Origin of the sequence: Flavivirga rizhaonensis (genome assembly GCF_004791695.1) — a bacterium.
GTDB classification, from domain to species: domain Bacteria; phylum Bacteroidota; class Bacteroidia; order Flavobacteriales; family Flavobacteriaceae; genus Flavivirga; species Flavivirga rizhaonensis.
On record NZ_SRSO01000003.1, the window covers coordinates 102,895 to 121,693 of the forward strand.

The 18,799-nt window shown below is 32.9% G+C and carries 11 protein-coding genes; 7 read left to right on the plus strand and 4 right to left on the minus strand.

Annotated features, from left to right (window positions below):
- Nucleotide 1: 1 nt before the first annotated feature.
- Nucleotides 2–1,918 (minus strand): glycoside hydrolase family 97 protein, encoded by a 1,917-nt coding sequence (locus tag EM932_RS03320; RefSeq protein WP_135875469.1) that lies wholly within the window; start codon nt 1,916–1,918, stop codon nt 2–4.
- Between the two features lie 804 nt (nt 1,919–2,722).
- Here EM932_RS03320 and EM932_RS03325 point away from each other — a divergent pair.
- Entirely contained in the window at nt 2,723–6,790 is a 4,068-nt protein-coding gene (locus EM932_RS03325; protein ID WP_135875471.1) for a hybrid sensor histidine kinase/response regulator transcription factor, read from the plus strand.
- A gap of 447 nt (nt 6,791–7,237) precedes the next feature.
- On the opposite strand, the gene EM932_RS03330 is transcribed toward EM932_RS03325, so the two are convergent.
- Complete coding sequence (locus EM932_RS03330; protein WP_135875473.1) at nt 7,238–9,625, minus strand: glycoside hydrolase family 3 N-terminal domain-containing protein; 2,388 nt, start codon at nt 9,623–9,625, stop codon at nt 7,238–7,240.
- Nucleotides 9,626–9,966: 341 nt separating this feature from the next.
- Nucleotides 9,967–10,842: an AraC family transcriptional regulator gene (locus tag EM932_RS03335; protein WP_135875475.1), complete on the minus strand. Its 876-nt coding sequence runs from the start codon at nt 10,840–10,842 to the stop codon at nt 9,967–9,969.
- A gap of 158 nt (nt 10,843–11,000) precedes the next feature.
- Between EM932_RS03335 and EM932_RS03340 the strand changes: the two genes are divergently transcribed.
- The 6 genes from EM932_RS03340 to EM932_RS03365 are packed head-to-tail and all read left to right on the plus strand — an operon-like array spanning nt 11,001 to nt 17,302.
- Nucleotides 11,001–12,083: a mandelate racemase/muconate lactonizing enzyme family protein gene (locus EM932_RS03340; RefSeq protein ID WP_135875477.1), complete on the plus strand. Its 1,083-nt coding sequence runs from the start codon at nt 11,001–11,003 to the stop codon at nt 12,081–12,083.
- Nucleotides 12,084–12,845 carry an SDR family NAD(P)-dependent oxidoreductase gene (locus EM932_RS03345; protein ID WP_135875479.1) on the plus strand — a complete coding sequence of 254 codons (762 nt, stop codon included), beginning with the start codon at nt 12,084–12,086 and terminating at the stop codon, nt 12,843–12,845. It abuts the gene before it with no gap.
- Between the two features lie 7 nt (nt 12,846–12,852).
- Nucleotides 12,853–13,785, plus strand: coding sequence for an aldo/keto reductase (locus tag EM932_RS03350; RefSeq protein ID WP_246040869.1), 933 nt, complete (start codon nt 12,853–12,855; stop codon nt 13,783–13,785).
- Complete coding sequence (locus EM932_RS03355; RefSeq protein WP_135875481.1) at nt 13,782–14,801, plus strand: zinc-binding alcohol dehydrogenase family protein; 1,020 nt, start codon at nt 13,782–13,784, stop codon at nt 14,799–14,801. Before EM932_RS03350 ends, EM932_RS03355 begins: the two co-directional genes overlap by 4 nt.
- Nucleotides 14,802–14,833: 32 nt before the next feature.
- Entirely contained in the window at nt 14,834–16,462 is a 1,629-nt protein-coding gene (locus tag EM932_RS03360) for a sodium:solute symporter family transporter (protein WP_135875483.1), read from the plus strand.
- Nucleotides 16,463–16,486: 24 nt separating this feature from the next.
- Nucleotides 16,487–17,302, plus strand: coding sequence for an L-rhamnose mutarotase (locus EM932_RS03365; protein ID WP_170179705.1), 816 nt, complete (start codon nt 16,487–16,489; stop codon nt 17,300–17,302).
- Nucleotides 17,303–17,846: 544 nt separating this feature from the next.
- Here the strand turns inward: EM932_RS03365 and EM932_RS03370 are convergent.
- The gene (locus tag EM932_RS03370; protein ID WP_170179706.1) at nt 17,847–18,767 is read right to left on the minus strand and encodes a BT_3987 domain-containing protein; all 921 of its coding nucleotides are present in this window, start codon (nt 18,765–18,767) and stop codon (nt 17,847–17,849) included.
- Nucleotides 18,768–18,799: the final 32 nt, after the last annotated feature.

Here is an 18,799-nt window from a genome sequence, read left to right on the forward strand (position 1 = left end):
GTTACAAGGCTTTTATATGAATTGCCAATCCGTTTTTATTTTTTATATTAAAAACTAAATCATCTTTTAAACTCACACGCCTTTTCTCAATACGAACTTTAGTGATCGATTTCATATTTTCATCGTCAGAGTAAATTGTAGCCTCATAGTTCTTACCTTCTTCTAAAAAGTCTAATGATAATTTAATGTCGCGAGATGTATTACCATTTAAGGCTCCTACAAACCAATCGTCACCACTTCTTCTTGCTATAATAGCATATTCACCTGGATACCCATCAATAACTTTGGTATTATCCCAAACGGTAGGAAGTGCATCATAAAATGCCAGTTCTGGAACTTCTTTAATAAATTCTTTGTTTCCTCCCGCACCTTCCTCACTAGCTACAGACCCTTCTGGTCTATCGTACCAGTACAAAAATTGCCAGGGACTATAAATACACACTGCTTTGGCTAACTGAGAAGCATGAGATCCCATCGTTTCTGTTACTCTGGGAGCAAAATAGCAATTCGTTTGGTCACCAGCCCCAGCAATCATTCTGGTAAAAATAGTATTAAGTACCATACTGTTTTCTGGAGATTCCTCATCACCTCTTATCCCTTCTTGGGTCATGAAATTTGGATATGTTCTAGAATATCCTGTTGGACGATATTCATCATGAACATCAATCATTAATTTATAATCGGCCGCTTTGCGCACAGCATCGTGTAACCAACTTGTCCATTGCTGTGATCCCACATTAACAAACCCATATTTAATACCACTAACGCCCCAAGAGCTAAGTAATGGTAGTACCTCATTCAATTGTTTTTCTAACGATCTTCTATTAACATATAGAATAACTCCAATGTTTTTACTCTTAGCATATTTTATGACTCCTAGTAAATCTAAAGGCCCTTTTGATCTTTTAGGGTCTACTGTAATTGTAGTAGCGTCTGATGCGTCATCGTATTCGTTACCATACCACCCTGCATCAAATTCTATAAATTGAAGATTGTGCTTTTCTGCAAAATCAACACAAGCCATTCCTCCCTGTGTTGTAAGCGTAGTTTCTCTAATAATTTTTCCTGGTTTAATCCAAGAGGTATCACTTAATTTATTAGGTTCATTCAAATTTAAAAGGAGATAGTTATGCTCCAGTAGCTTCCCAGGTTCTTTAGCTGCCATAACAAAACGCCATGGTGTTTTTAACAATGGTCCACTACTGACTTCACTGCTTAGTTCGGACACCAAAGTCCCAGAATGACCTTCTTTATTAACAAACTTCATACGAGCATAATCTACTAGAGCAGCTTCACCTATTGCCAGAAATGTTGAATCTTGTAATTCAACCAATAAAGGTCTCTCCACAGCTTTTTTTATGCTAGAAACAGGTCTCTTTAATATCTCTTTTTGAGCTTCTAAAGCTGTCCAAGCAGTTGCGTTAGGTGGTAAAGAAAATTCTGTATTCTCTTCATGTATATTTATCGTATCTCCTGCACTTTTTGTAAATTCATATCGAAAAGCGACACCTTCGTTATAAGCACGAACCCTTAGATTAAAAACGTCCTGATCCTCGTTATCACTAAACCTAAAAAGGGATTCATTATAGATTTCAGGATATTCATTCTTTTCACCATAAACAGGCTTCCAAGTAGTATCAACTGAAGCATTCTCAATTTGATTAATATTTGCAATTTGGTAGGGCTTATATTTTAGGTTCGATGTATTTAAAACAAAACCCAATTTAGAGTCACCTACAATACCTTTTTTCTTATAGCTAACAGAGTAAAACGGCAAAGACAAACTGTCATCAATTTTTATTACAAATTCAAAATCCAAATTTGGACTTTTTACCACAATCGTTTTATTCTTTTGGCCTGAACAAGCACTAAAAAAAACAGCAAAAAAACATAATTTAACAATCAGTATTTTATTCATCTATACGTTTTAAAATTTGACAATAACAATCTTTAATAATATCCAATAAAGAATAACCTCCCCTATAGAGCAAAACATTTAAACTCATGAGCTAGTCTTATTTTAGAAATCAAATTACTTGATTATTTGCATGTTTAAAGTCGATTTAATGCTATAAATAGTGAAGAAATTGTTCAGTTAATGGCAATGAGTAGACAAAATGTTCAAAAAATCAATATTTTGAACAATATATTAACGAAATTTCTTTCAAAATAGGTTCTTTTTCAAAATATCCAAAAATAGACAGAACCTTAATTTAACTCCATCCAATCTATACCATTCACTTCAAAAAAATTCTTCATTATCAGTTCAATCAATTTTGGATTTATAAAAATCTTTAAACTTTGAGACGTACCTGTGAATAAAGAATTAGAAGTAAAAAATAGAAAAGTTGATTTAGATATAGAAAAGTTGATTTAGATATTAATTTCGGAGAAAGCATTTAATTGTTTATATTTGAAATATAATTTCAAATATAAACAATTTTAACTAGTTTAAAACAGAAATTAAAACTAACTAAATCAATCATTATGAAAATTTAAAATCCTTGAAATCAATTATAATTTTAATAGTATTTATTGATATTACATAAAATATTCATATTTTTTAATTTTTTATTACCATTTTTGGCATAAATATAAGTATTAGGCAGTTTTATGCTAAAACATAAAATTTTTCATACATATTTAAACAAATTTATTAATCTCCTGCTACTCATAAAAGTAAGCACTAATATCCCTAAGGTATTTAATAATAATAATAGCAATGTTGTATAAAACTCTCATTTTAACCTTTTTTATTCTTAGTTACTGTCATGTGACAAATGCTCAATATATTGAAGATCAATCTGCATCTGATTTTTTATCTATAACAACAGAAAATGGATTGTCTCAAAACACAGTAAATACTATTTTAAAAGACAAATCTGGATACTTATGGTTTGGTACAGATGAGGGACTAAATAGATACAATAGTTATGACATTGAAGTTATAAATATAAACAAAAATAGGACTGAGGTTTTAATTGGAAAAAAGGTACTTGATTTATATGAAGATCATGAAAACCTATTATGGATTGCTACAGACAATGGACTTAAACTTTACAACCCTATTACTGAGACTGTGACCCAATGCAGTTTATTCGAAAACTTCAATAAACCTATTAGAGTAAATTGTATTGAAAAAGAGAATGATTCCCTTGTTTGGTTGGGCACTTCTGAAGGTCTTGTTTTATATGACCTTAAACTTGGAGTTATAGACAATCATAGACATGCAGCTAGCAAAACAAATTCATTATCAAATTCGGAAGTATTATCGTTAGTTAATGATAATACACACCTTTGGATAGGGACACAAAATGGTTTGAATCGACTTGATAAAAAAAGTAAGCGGTTTACCAATTATTTTTATAATGAAAATAATGAAAATTCTGTTGGAGGAAATACCATTACAGCACTTACTTTAAATAAAGAAGGAACACTTTGGGTCGGAACGCTCCAAGGGGGCATATCCTATTATAATAGAAAACATTTCAAAACATATCACACGGGGAATAGTTTATTGCCACATAATGAAATAAGTGACATTTTTTTAACTAAAGAGGGGAACCTTTGGGTTGCAACCAATGGTGGTGGCTTAACTAAAATGGACAAAACAACTCATACATTTACAACTTTAAACCATGATCCAGACCATATTCAAAGTTTAGTAACTAATTCAATATATTCTGTATACGAAGATAGAGAAGGTATTTTATGGGTAGGCACTTATGCAGGTGGTGTTTGTTTCAACACCTCTAAAAACAGTGTTTTTAAATTAATTAGACATCAAGCCCATGATAACAATAGTATTATAGAAAGTCGAATTAGAAGTGTTTTTCTTGATAGTAAAAATAATTTGTGGTTTGGAACTTGGGGTGGAATTAGCACATATAATTCGACAAATAAGCAATATACTTCTTATTGCAACGAGAAAAACAATCCTTCATCTTTAAGTTTCAACACGGTAACTTCAATTTTTGAAGATTCTAAATCCAACATGTGGTTTGGTACATACTCAGGAGGGTTAAATTTATTAGCTCCAAACAAAAAGAGTTTTTATCATTTCAAGCACAACTTCAACGATACGAATAGTATTAGTGATAATAAAATATATTGTTTTGCTGAAGATGCATCAAAAAATTTATGGATTGGTACTCAAACGGGATTAAATCTTTATAATCCAATTCAGAATAACTTCAAAAAATACAGTAACATTAATGTTAGAGATATAAAAGTCACAAAAAACAACAATCTTGTACTAGCCACTATAGGAGGTATTGCTATTTTTAATCCATCTACAGAAACATTTGAAGGTTTTTATAGTAATCAACTGGAATCTTTTCCCATAAGTCAAGTTTATTTTGAAAACGGTGAAGAACTCATTTGGTTCTGTTCTCAAGGGGGCGGAATGGGCTATTTAGATTTAAATAATCATGAATTTACTTTTTTCACTGAAGATAATGGATTACCCAGTAATTTTGTATCAAGTTTGGTCTCTACTGAAGACAATGCTTTTTGGGTAAGCACGTTTAAAGGTCTTGTTAAATTTGATAAAAAAACACAAACTTTCGAAAACTTTGGTGATAGCTATAAACTCCCTTCTAAACAATTTCAACCAAAAGCATCTATAGTTTTACCAGACAATTCCATTGGTTTTGGAGGCTCAAAAGGGTTGGTAATATTTCATCCCGATAGTATTTCAAAAAGCAAAAAAGGTCCTTCAATTGTATTTTCATCTTTAAAAATTGATAATAAAAGTGCCAATGTAAACACTACTAACTCGCCATTAAATAAAAGTATTTCAAAAACCGAACAAGTAAACCTTAAAGCCATACAAAACGATTTTTCAATTGATTTTGCTGCATTAGATTTTAATACACAAGGCAAAAACAAGTATGCTTATACCCTAGAAAATTATATGAATGATTGGGTAAATATTGGCGCTAATCGATCTGTGGGGTTTACAAACCTTAATCATGGGGATTATGTCTTTAAAGTGAAAGTAATTAATAGCGCTTCCAAGGGTAATGAAAAATCTCTAAAAATTTCCATTGCCCCCCCGTTCTATGCCACATGGTGGTTTAAGACCATTATGTTTCTTTCGTTTATTTTGTTATTATATTATTATAATAAGTATACTATTATAAGTACAAAACAAAAAAACGAAAATGAATTACAGCGAATGAAATTAAAGAATGAGGAAGATTTCAATCAAATGCGTTTTCGTTTCTTCACCTATATTTCCCATGAACTACGTACACCTTTAACTTTGATTTCTGATCCTATATCTCAACTTATAAAACTTAATAAAGAAGATAAAGACTCGCATTTATTACAGCTTGTAAATAAAAACGTGTTTCGTCTATTACGATTAGTAGATCAAATTTTAGACATAAGCAAACTGGAAGGTGATACTTTAAGTTTACAGGTTTCAGAACAAAACATTGTTAAATGTATAGAGGATACAACAAATGCATTTCATGAATTTGCCATTCAAAACGAAATAACATTCAAATTCCAACCACAGGAAAAAAATTTAATGGGCTGGATAGACGAAGATAAAATTGAAAAAATACTATATAACCTGTTGTCTAATGCATTTAAATTCACAATGAAGAAGGGTCATATTTCTATATTATTAGATTATACTGATACTTCAAAAGAATATATTATTATTAGTGTTATAGATGACGGTATTGGTATTGCTGAAGACAAATTAGCCAAAATATTTGAAGGATTCTATCAAATTAAATCTGCCAAATCATTAAACCCAAACGGTGCAGGTATTGGACTAGATTACGTAAATAGATTAATAAAATTACATAATGGTAATATTAAAGTTGAAAGCGAACTTAATAAAGGTTCTACATTTTCAGTTATAATTCCCATAAAAAAAGAATTTTATAAATCTAAAAACATAAGAAATTATGTTCCAGAAAGGCTTCCATTAAAACCAATAAACCTTTTAAAAGAAACTCCTGAAAATGAAATCATAACTAAAAATCATAATAAAAACACACCAAAAATATTAGTAGTTGAGGATGATTTCGACATTAGATCTTATATCGTAAATGCCTTATCGGAAAACTTTAGGGTTATTGAAGCTCCAAATGGAGAAAATGCCTTAGTTAAAGCTTTAAAACATATTCCTGATTTAATATTAAGTGACACTTTAATGCCAGTAATGGATGGTATTGAATTTTGTAAACGTATAAAGGATAATGAAAAAACGAGCCATATCCCATTTTTATTTTTAAGTGCCTGGACATCTGATGAATTTAAAATAAAAGGGTTGAGTATTGGAGCTATTGACTATATTAAGAAACCTTTTAGTATTCAAATACTTGAATCTAGAATTAAAAATATCATTGAAACAAACAAAAAAATATCTGAAAAATCTAAGACCAAAATAAATTTTATTCCAAAAAACAAAGACATAGATTCAACTGATGATTTATTTATTAAAAAGGCCTATGAGGTTTTAGATAAAAATTTTGACGATCCCGATTTTAACGCACACGAATTCCGAAAGAAAATGAACATGAGCCATTCTGGTCTTTATAGAAAATTAACACAATTAACAGAAAAGTCTTCAAATGAATTTATTCGTGATTATAGATTAAAACGAGCCACTCAAATTATAAAACAAAACTCGGGCTTATTAATCTCCGAGGTTTGTATTAGAACAGGTTTTAATGATCCCAAATATTTCAGTAAATGCTTTAAACAGGTTTATAGAGTAACACCAACAGAATTTGCTAAAAAGTTCACAGATAATAAGGAGTCTTTATAAATAAAACTACAATTAGCAGTTATTTATTTTTATTCACCAATTCATATTCCTTAGAGGTGATGACCATACAAGGTTTTGTTCCATTTATCTAGGGTTCGGGATTTCAAAACCTTTTATCTGGGATACTTATACCAATTCTCATTTGAAATAACCGTAATAAAACACCCTTTTTCGCCTTCTACTTCAATAGAAAAAGAAACCGTAACTTAGGCTATGCTTTATTTTTATATTTTGTATAAAACAAAAAATCATTATTTTATTTTACAGTAATTCCAAACAAGAAATGGTATTAAAACAATATCTTCAAGATTGCTTTCCAAATACAGTTTAAAACCACTATGCTCGGAGAGTATGCTACCGCTTTTGACTTATCTAAAGACCCAAGGGAGCTTGATCTGGGGTCAGTTTTATAGATTCAACACCTTTACCTTTAAGAGTGTATACAAATTATTCGACCAATGAAAAGAATACTGAACGTCCTTTTGGTAAAATTTTGTACTCTCCTTCAATTTTAATGACCTTACTTAACCTTATATCACTAGATGAAGACCCTATTTTAAAATCAAAGCTCCCACCCTCAACAATCCATTGTTGATTTTTATACTGAGCCAATTGTTCTGGCGATACTTTGAACGTCACAGTTTTTTCTTCTCCAGCTTTTAATTCTAAACGTTTGAAACCTTTTAATTGAGTAAACTTTAAACTTGAATTAGGGTCTTTTGGCGAAACATATAATTGTACAATTTCTGCACCGTCATATCCCCCTGTATTTTTTACCTTCAATGAAATGTTGAAGCGGTTATCATTTATGTTGACCTTTTTAGGACTTTTTATTTTGCTGTATTTAAAGGAAGTATATGAAAGACCATATCCGAAAGGATATTGCATTTTCACATCACCATAACCATTTTTGTAATTGGTTTCGATTTTACTTTCGGTGGCAGGATAACTTACGCATAATTTGCCTGATGGATTTACATTTCCAAGTAAAACATCAGCTATAGCATTTCCTCCTTCTTCTCCTGGAAACCAAGCTTGTACAATGGCAGCACACTTGTCTTCAAACTTACTAACCAACTGTTGTCGACCTCCAAAGATGACCAACACTAAAGGTTTTCCAGTATCTATTAGTTTTTGTACAAAGGCTTCCTGTTCTCCAGGTAAACGAATTCCTTTACGTTCTCTTCCTTCTCCACAAAGGTAGATGTTCTCTCCTACTGCAGCAACAATCACATCGCTTTTACTGGCAATTTGCACTGCTTTGTTTAAATCGGGTTGTGGTACACCCTTAATAGCAATCATTTTAACTTTAGCAAGGCGACTATCTCCCAAATTATCCATTTTTACTATGGATTCAAGAGGTGCACTCCAATCGCAACCACGCTCTTGCATTATTTCAACGTCCTTAGCAAGCTTTGATTTTAATCCTTCATGTAATGTAACTATTTTAGGATCATTGGGATTAAAGGAGTTACCCCACCAAAATGATTGCATTGATTGATAGGTATAATCCCCTAACATACAATGTACAGTTGAGCCATTAGGCCCTAATAGACCTATTTTTTTCACCTCTTTTTTTAGCGGTAAGATACCATTGTTCTTTAATAAAACGATAGACTGACAAGCCCCTTCATAGGCTAATTGCCGAAATGCTGGTGGGTCGAAATCCAAATCCTGGTCAACACCTATTTGTGGGTTTTTGTCCAATAAACCTAGCTTAGCTTTCATTATTAGTGATTTTCTTACTGCAGCATCTATTGTCTCCATCTGTATTAAGCCTTCATCTAAAGCTTCTGGAAGAAAAGGAAAAGCTATGGGCTTTGAAACTTCAATGTCAATACCAGCTTTTAGTGCCATAACTGCTGCTTCCTTAACAGATGTAGCCTGCTTATGCCCCGAATGGATCAAGCTTATTGCACCGTAATCACTAATCACTACGCCATCAAATTTAAGGTGAGTACGTAAAATATCGGTCAGCATTTCCTTGTTTGCTGCAACAGCCAACCCTTTGTACTTACCATACGAGGGCATGACACTTTTAGAACCAGCAACTTTCATAGCTGCTTCATGAGGCATGACATATTCCTCATAGAGTTCTTTGACATTGTCGTTTTGTGAGCCATAACCCGCAAAGTGCTTGGTAGTCGTAGCTACTCCTGTGCGAAAATCATCGCCTTGTAACCCCTTTATAAATGATACCCCTAAGAGAGATGTTAAATAAGCATCTTCACCATAACTTTCTTCAATCCGCTCCCAATGTGCTGTGCGGCTTATATCTAACATAGGAGATAAAGCATATGTTGCTCCAGCAGCACGCATATTTTGTCGGGTAGTATTAGCAATTTTTGTAATGAGCTCAGGATTCCATGTACACCCCATTCCTATTTGTTGAGGATATGTAGTGGCTCCCTGAGTGGCAAAACCAGTAATGGCTTCTTCATGAAAGATTGCTGGGATTTTGGTTTTTGTTTCAGTCATTAAATAATGCTGCACTTCACGAACAAAATCGCGTAGTTCGTTTGGACTCATGGCGAGTGATGATGAAAACTGACAAATATGCCCAATACCATGTGGTATCACTTCTCTAAACTTTTCTTCAGAAAATTTGCCATCTTCCATAATTAACATGGGTCGAATACCCTCAATTTGTGCCAATTTTTCCTGAAGTGTCATTTTACTCATGATAGCTTCAACCTTGGCATCGATTGGTGCTGTAGAAAAGGGTATGCTATTATCAGCATTTTGAGCTACTAGTGGAGGCTCAAGTATGAAAAATAAAAAAATGATAAAGCACAATAATGTTTTGTTAAAGGTCATGGTATATTTGTTTATCATAATGTTCAAATTGGTATTAAAAGCAGTTCTTGAATTATAAAAGTAAAAATAGTAAATTTATGTACTATTATTTTGAGGAGTGTAAGAACAAATTCCTTTTTTATCCAAAAAGGGTTTTTGTGTACCCGTTTTCGCGTGAAGGATAGCAGTGAAAATCCCACAGCCTGAGCTTTTTTAGCGAAGTGCGAGGAATTGTAACGGATAGCCTGACCCTTATGGTCACGCCTAAATCTTTTATAAGGGAATTTTGTTTTACACCAATTTTTGAGAATTTAGATTTTGATAATCTTAAATTATTATGTGTCAAGTAAAAAATTGTATCAAATCAATTTAAGAGGTTTTTAATTCAAACACGGAATTTCTTTAAACATTTTTCGAAATTCGACAGGAGATTTACCTACAAACCTACGGAATTGTCTATAAAAAAAAGACAGATTGTTGTAACCACATTCGTAGGCTATCTGGGAAACGGAACTGCTAACATCATCTATCAACATTTTACAAGCCATATTTATTTTATATTCATTAACAAACTGAAAAAATGGCTTATCCATAGCATTTTTAAAAAAGCGACAAAAAGCCTCTTCAGACATAGATATTTGGTAGGCAGCAGCTTTTAAATTAATTTTATTCATATAATTTTCTTTAACAAAATTATTAAGCGTACTAATTCTTTCACTATCTTCTATCGATACTTTATTTCGAAACCCTGGTTCAGCTAAAAGTTCTTGATGACTTTGATTAGCAAGTATGTTTAGTATATTTAAAAACTTTATTAGTTTTTTAAATGGAGAAAGAATAAGTAACTCTTCAAAATCCTTTTCTAATTTTTTGGCTACTTTTTGAGTAAATTTTATTCCCAAGGACGATGATTTCAACAATTTAGAAATGGCCTTGAATTCTTCTTTTTCTATCCAACCTTCACCCAATAAATCTTCTTCCCATTGTACCACGATAGCCCTAACATTCTTTTTTTGATTACCAATAGTTTTCCAACAATGGGGCAAGTTCTTACCTATAAGAACAAGGTCGCCTTCGCTAAAATTTTTTACACTATTTCCAACATATCTCATCCCTATACTTGATACTATAAGAGAAAGTTCATACTGAGGATGAAAATGCCATGCAGCAGGAAATTCTTTTGCTTCTAAAAGTTTTACCTTGAATGAATTCCCAGGCGTGCTAGATATATTTCTATATTGCGCTTTTAAAACCATTTATATCTTATATTATTTAGAATTATCATATTATAGTATAAATATACACAAAATAGTGTACACATATGCTAATATCGTAGTACTATAATTTATGAATTCAATCTATTTTTACAGTTCATGAATATTCCGTATAATTACTAATAGAAGACATAAAAGATTTGGAAGACTTAAAAATAGAAACAGTAAAGTTGTATCGCGCTAAAACAAAGTTGGATAAGCCTATTTCTGATGCAACACATACATTAACAGAAATATCGTTTATAATATTACGAATACAATTAGCAAATGGTATCATTGGTGAATCTTATTTATTATCATTTCAATATTCCCCGAATGCCATCGTAGGCACTTTAAAAGACATTATTCCTATAGTTAAAGGTTACAAAGTAAACGAAACAGGTTTAGTGTATGAAAGACTAGATGGCTTAGCCGAGTATTTTGGAAATCAAGGTATATTGAGATGGGCACAAGCTGCTATAAATATAGCAATGTGGGATGCTTGGGGCAAATATCTAAAAATGCCAATTCATAAGATTTTAGGGACACATCAAGAAAAAGTGAGTATTTATGGTAGTGGTGGTTGGATTTCATATTCAATTGATGAGTTGATCGCTGAAGTAACTGGTTATGCAGATAGAGGATTTAAAGCTGTGAAAATTAAAGTTGGCTCGCCAAAAGTAAGCACGGATATTGAACGATTAAGACTGGTACGAGAAGCTGTTGGTGACAAGGTAGATATTATGATGGACGCCAATCAAGGTATGGACTTACCCTCGGCTATGAAATTAGCGCATGCTGCCAGAGATTTAAATATAAATTGGTTTGAGGAACCCGTAAACCACCAGGATTTCCAATCGTATGAGATCTTGAAAAATCAAACAGGTATCTCTTTAGCTATGGGAGAACGGGAATACGATACCTTACCCCTTCGTGAATTAGTTACTAGAAACGCTCTCGATATCTGGCAACCAGATATTTTGAGAATTGGAGGTGTAGAAGCTTGGAGAGAAAGTGCTGCTTTAGCCAAAAGCTTTCACTTACCCGTATTACCACATTATTATAAGGATTACGATGTTCCATTGTTATGTACTATCTCAAATGGCGTTGGTGCAGAATCTTTTGATTGGGTAGATCCTTTAATTGATAATCCAATGATTGTACAAGATGGTTATGCCAAACCTCACGACCTTCCTGGATGGGGGTTTAGTTTTATTGACAAATATTTAACAGAAATTAAATAAATGAATCAAGACGTATTTTCGCTAAAAGGAAAATTAGCATTAGTAACTGGAGGAGGAACTGGCATTGGTCTTGGGATTTCAAAAGCATTAATTAATGCAGGGGCAACCGTTGTTATTACAGGAAGAAGAGAACATGTATTGCAAGATGCCATTACGGAACTTGGAAAAGACAATCATTATAGAGTAAGTGATATTACTGAAAAAGACAAGCTCCCTATTTTGGTTGCAGAGATAGAAAAAAATGTTGGTCCCATTGATATTTTGGTTAATAATGCTGGAATTCATCATAAGGCCATGGCGCAAGACACCACAGACGAAGATTTTGAGCGTATTATTCAAACCAATGTATTAAGTGTTTTTAGTCTTACACGTGAATGTGCAAAATACATGCTGAAACGTAAACAAGGATCTATTATTATGATTGGCTCTATGGCTGGATTATTTGGTATTGATAAGGTGGTTGCCTATGGCACATCTAAAACGGCCATAACAGGTATTGTTAATTCATTGGTAACAGAATACTCAAAAAATAATGTCCGTGTAAATGCTATAGCTCCTGGGTGGATTGAATCAAATATGTTTTTGAATGCTATAAATAACGATCCCGAAAGAAAACAACAAATTACCAATAGAATTGCCATGGACCATTTTGGTAAACCAGAAGATATTGGAAACACAGCCGTGTTTTTAAGTTCGGAAGCGGCTCGTTATATTACAGGAGTCGTATTGCCTGTAGATGGTGGTGCAACTGTTAATTTTTAGTATGATTATGAAACCTACATATATTGATGATTATTCTAAAAGTATAGCTTTTAATAATCAAAGTCGTTTAGTTTATGGTACCTCGGCATTAGGTGGTGTCTGGGGATCTGTTAAAGAATCAGAATCTATAGACGCTCTATTGTATGCATTAGAAAACGGTATCTCTGTTTTAGACACCGCACCTTCTTATGCCAATTCAGAATTATATGTTGGCAAAGCTTTAAAACAATGGAAAGGGACACGACCTTTTATTAGCACCAAAGTTGGTCGTCTAAAAGGAGAAGATGCTTACGAGTTTAAGTTAGACTACTCCAAAGAAGCGATGACTAGAAGCTTACACCAAAGTCTGGAAACACTTGGATTAGACTACATCGATCTCCTTTTTTTACATGAACCACAGTTGGTTCCTTTAGAAAACATGGAAACCATTTTAGATACTTTAAAAGGGTTTAAACAAGATGGATTAGTAAAGAAACTTGGCGTTGGCGGCAACCCTTCAGAAACATTTAAGCCATTTATCACCCATAATAATTTTGATGTTGTATCTGGTTTTTTAAGAATGGATGCCTGTAACCTTAGTGCATTTAATGGCGAAATTCAGCAATACAAAAAAGAAGGCATTGCATATTATGCAGCATCAGCATTACATTTTTCTTTATTGGGAAACCGATTTGAACAATACAAAAAAGATGGTGCAGATGGTGAGTGGATCACCCAAAGTGATTTAGATAATGCTATAAAAGTAAAAACCATTGCAGATCGATTAAACATGTCTATCGCTACATTGGCGCAGCGCTATCTGTTTTCGATAGCCGAGGCCGACAGAGTGGTCATGGGCGCAAGAAATTTACAGCAAATCCAATCCACAATCGCCGATTGGAAATTAGGAAAATTACCAGAAGATATATTTAATGAAATTACCGAAACCGTTATAGCATGAAAGTAATTAGACTTAATGAACCAGGAACATGGGAATCATTTCAAGCTTCAGAATTAGACAAAACACTATCAGAAGGTGAAGCACTACTTAAGGTAAGAAAGATAGGCGTTTGTGGTACAGATTTACACGCATTCAAGGGGAGTCAGCCCTTTTTTAATTATCCTAGAATTTTAGGGCATGAACTAGCTGTAGAAGTTGTAGGTATTGGAAAAGGCGTATCCAACGTAAAAATAGGAGATTCGTGCTCGGTAGAGCCCTATTATAACGATATTATTGGTCAAGCAGTTCGAAGAGGTAAATCTAATTGTGGTGAGCATTTACAGGTCTTAGGCGTACATGTGGATGGTGGTATGCAGGAATATTTTAAATATCCAGCAAAGTTTCTTCATCCATCAAATATATTATCAGAAGATCAATTAGCCATGATAGAACCTCTAGCTATAGGGTGTCATGCCGTTGATAGAGCTCAAATATCTCATGAAGATACTGTCTTGGTCATTGGAGCTGGCCCTATAGGGTTAGGAACTATTCAGTTTGCTCAGTTAACAGGAGCCAGAGTCATTGCTATGGACATAGACGATGCCAAATTAGAAAAATGCAAGGAAATCACTAAAATAAGTGATACCATCAATGCACTTGGAGATGTAGAAGCATCATTAACCGAATTATTAGATGGCGATTTACCAACCATTGTACTTGATGCAACGGGCAGTGAAAAATCTATGATGAATACTTTTAAATATGTAGCGGCTGGTGGCACTATCGTTTTTATAGGATTATTTTTAGGGGATGTGGTTTTTAACGACCCCTATTTTCATAAAAAAGAATTAACACTAAAAGCAAGTAGGGCTGCTTTAAGTTCAGATTTTAGTCGTATTATTAGGTTAATAGAATCGGGTAAAATAGATCCAACACCTTTTATTACACATAGAATAAAGTTCGACGATGTGCCATCCGAATTTGAAAAACTATATACTTATAGTGGAGATTTAATTAAAGCAATTATTGAATTTTAAAAAGACTAATATAATTTAACAAAAATACACAGATGAATATTTCTTTTATTGATATAGCCATTATTGCAGTTTACCTTATAGGCATTGTAATTATTGGTATTTGGGCAGCAGGTGGGTTTAAAAAGCAAACGTCCAATAGCTATTTTCTCGCAGGCAGGTCTTTAGGCTGGGGTGTTGTAGGAGCTTCTCTTTTTGCTTCCAATATTTCTACAGTTCATATCGTAGGCTTTGCCGAATCTGGTTTTACCTCGGGGCTTTCCGATGGTATTTTTGAATGGATGGCCATTCCCTGTCTCGTATTCCTCGGAATATTTATTGCGCCTTTCTACTTCAGAAAAAAAATAGCGACTATACCAGAATATTTTGAAAGTAGGTTTGATGGTGCATCCAGAACATTTATGGTCGTATTTGCCATTCTCACCGCCTTGCTTATTCATATTGGTATTAGCTTGTATGCTGGTGCTACCATAATGAAAGAATTTTTTGGTTTAGACCAACTATGGGGTGTTTTAATTATATCTATCCTTACAGCAATTTATACCATTTTTGGAGGATTAAAAGCTGTAGCCGTAACAGAATCTATACAATCTGTGATGCTTCTAGGAGGAAGTATATTAATTACTGTTTTTGGTATATTAATGTTACCTGAAGCAGGAGTTACAGATTTTGAATCCTTTAAAGCTCATATTAAACCAGGAAGTCTTTCTATGCTTAGAACAGATGCTGTAGTGGCAGAAACTGGAGGTATTCCATGGTATGCTGTTTTTCTAGGGTATCCTGTATTGGGAATATGGTATTGGTTTACAGACCAGACTATTGTACAGCGTGTTCTTGGATCTAAATCTGAAAATGATTCTAGAATTGGTCCTATGTTCACAGCCCTTTTAAAATTAGCTCCTGTGTTCTTTATGCTTTTACCTGGTTTATTGGCTTATGTGCTTTTTAAGGATACTATAAATGCCGCAGGAACAGGGCAAACCTATTCTATACTTATAGCAGAAATATTGCCTATTGGATTAGTCGGTATTGTAATTGCCTCACTCCTAGCCGCTTTAATGAGTTCTGTAGCGGCAGCCTTAAATAGCTCTTCTACCTTGGTATCTATAGATATTATACGTAGATTAAAACCTGATACCGAAGATGATAAGCTCGTATGGATAGGAAAAATAACTGCTTTTGTAGTGATGGTTATAGCGATTCTATTTTCATTAGTGGCTGGAGCAAAAGGAGGATCGATTATCACGATTGTAAACTCTATAGGGTCTAGTATAGCCCCTTCTATTTCTGCTGTTTTTATATTAGGATATTTCTGGAAAAGAGGTACAAAAGAAGCTGCCAAATGGACTTTCCTATTTGGTCTTATTTTAGGAGTCCTAATGTTTAGTTTAGATTTTGCGGATGAAAATGGTGTTAAGCTTATTACCGATGAATGGGGAATTATCTTTATGATGCAAGCATGGTGGGGATTTGTAGCATGTTGTATTATTTTTGTAATAGTGAGTTATTTAACCCCAAAACCAACCGAAGCACAAATGGCTTACACCTTTGTACGCTCAGATTATTTTAGAAAAATCAAATCTGTTTTCGACTATAGGATTATAGGTATTTCCATTATGATATTGCTTATTATTTTATGGGGTATTATTGAAAATATAGCATAAATTAATTTTATAAAAAGTAAGATGATGAAAAAACACATAATTTCTTTACTATTATTGCTAATAGCGTTATCAAGTTGTAAAAAACAAGTTAATAACCAAGAAAATAAACCTCAAGAGATCGATGATAAAAGTGAGGTGACTTATTCCGATAATCAATTTAGGCGATTCACCTATTTTTTTCAATCTCAAAATTCTCAGGTTTTGGATGTATTTAAAACCGATGGTTGGAAAAAATGCAAGGAAGCCCTTGTCCATGGAGCTATTTATGATTTTAACCTATATCAAAAAGAAACCGATTTTTTTATAGTGATAGATACAGATCCATCTTACAACAGTAAAAAAATGTATGAAGCTTTAAATCAAGTTCAAGAGTTTAGCACTTTCAAAATAAAATTGGAACAAACTGGGGTTACTTTTCCTAAACATGATAGTGGTTTAGAGCGTATCTACAAACTTGATCAAAAATTAACATATACCTCACAAGAAGGACAACTTAAAACTAAAATTGGTGAGAAAAAGCGTTTTGTTTGGACTTTACTATTGCAAAAAGATCCAGAAATGATGGCGGAATACAAAAGAATTCATGGTATTGGCCAGGCATGGCCAGAGATTACGGCAAATATGAAATCTATAGGCGTAAAAGACATGGAAATATACTTGTTTAACGAACAGGCCATCTTGATTATGGATACCCATTCAGAATTTGATTTAAAGGAAGTCGGTCCCAAGTGGCAAAAACTTCCAAGAGAAACGGAATGGCAAGAATATGTTGCTAAATATCAACGAACCACTCCAGGTAGTTCTATAAGAGAAAAGTGGTTAGATATGGTTGAATTATAAAAAATTGAAAGGCACTCATGGTTGAACGTGACTTGACTGACTGACATATATAAAATTAACGTGAGCTCAACATAAAAAAGTAACTTTCGCAAACCAAACCTATGGACTGAAAGTCTGCTTCGTGACATGTTTGAATATAAAATGATAAGCATTGTGAAACTGAATTCGTGTCAAAATTTTTTAGACCTAGTAAAGCGAAACACTATAAACTTTTGTTAAATTTTATAATGATGAAGTCGTAGAAAAACAAACGAATTGTGTTATTACATAGTTTATTTGGTATTAAAAGACTGAGTTCGATTAATGATATACTGCTTTTTAATTTTCTATTATAATCCTGCAAGGCTAATAAAAGGATATTGGTAAACTCCTAACTTTTAGTGGTCTTTCAATAAATACATTAATCGAGGTTAGAAGAATTTTTCTGTTACTTAAAAAGTTATCTACTATATAAAAAAGAGGCTACCTTATGGGCAGCCTCTTTCTTAAAAACTAAACTAACTCAACTAAAACTTATACGTTTTTTTTATTAATAATATTATTATCAATTGCCTGGAAATCCTTCCCAACGCCATTCATTAATACCGTCTCGGATTCTATTACGAAATGTTAATGTTTCTTCAATCTCAAAATCTTTACCTCCATCACTATACTTATATTTTAAAGTAAATATTCTTTTTACAGGATCCCATAAACTAAAGCCATTTTCTTCTACTTGATAATCAGAAGAAGGGTCTGCAATAATAGTTACTGAATTATCTTCGGGGTTTACTTTAAGCTTCATAGAATAATTATCACCCTGTCTGTTTGCCACACCATTAATTTTAACCGTGTCCATCATAATCGAGCTTAATTCACGTATTTCTATATTATCTGTTAGATCAAAATAATTTCCATAAACATAAGCGGTATCAAGTACTTTAGTAGCTGTAAAAAACTCTTTTAAGCTCCCTACTTGGTAAAAATTCCCCTCATAAGTGTTCATTAACTTTATAGGAATAATCGTTTGTCCTTTGCCTTCTAAAATAGAATCTACAGATGCTGAAACCATTTTGAAAGGAAGTGCATAATTAAAGTCCTTTAATAATTGATCATTTGCCATTTTTAAAGAATCAAACTTTACTGGTAATAAACCTAAATATTCGCCTTTAGGTATGGTAATTTTACTTGAATTTCCCAAAGTATAATAATCACTTGGCAATAACGTATAAGATGTACCATCTAACAACGTTTCGTCAATTTCAAATGTAACGTCTTCATCATTATTATTTTCTCTAACCCCTCCAAGATATGCACCAACCTTAATCTCAAGTCCTTCTCCTGAGACAGCTGATCTTGGCAATTCAGTATACGGAAAATATACTGTTTTATATCCTGCGGTATCAACTATATAATCTTCATAAGGATCACATGATAATAGTATGGATAGCAATAACAAAATCAACACACAACTTTTATATTTCATAATTTTCATATTTTTTTATAATTATTTAGTTA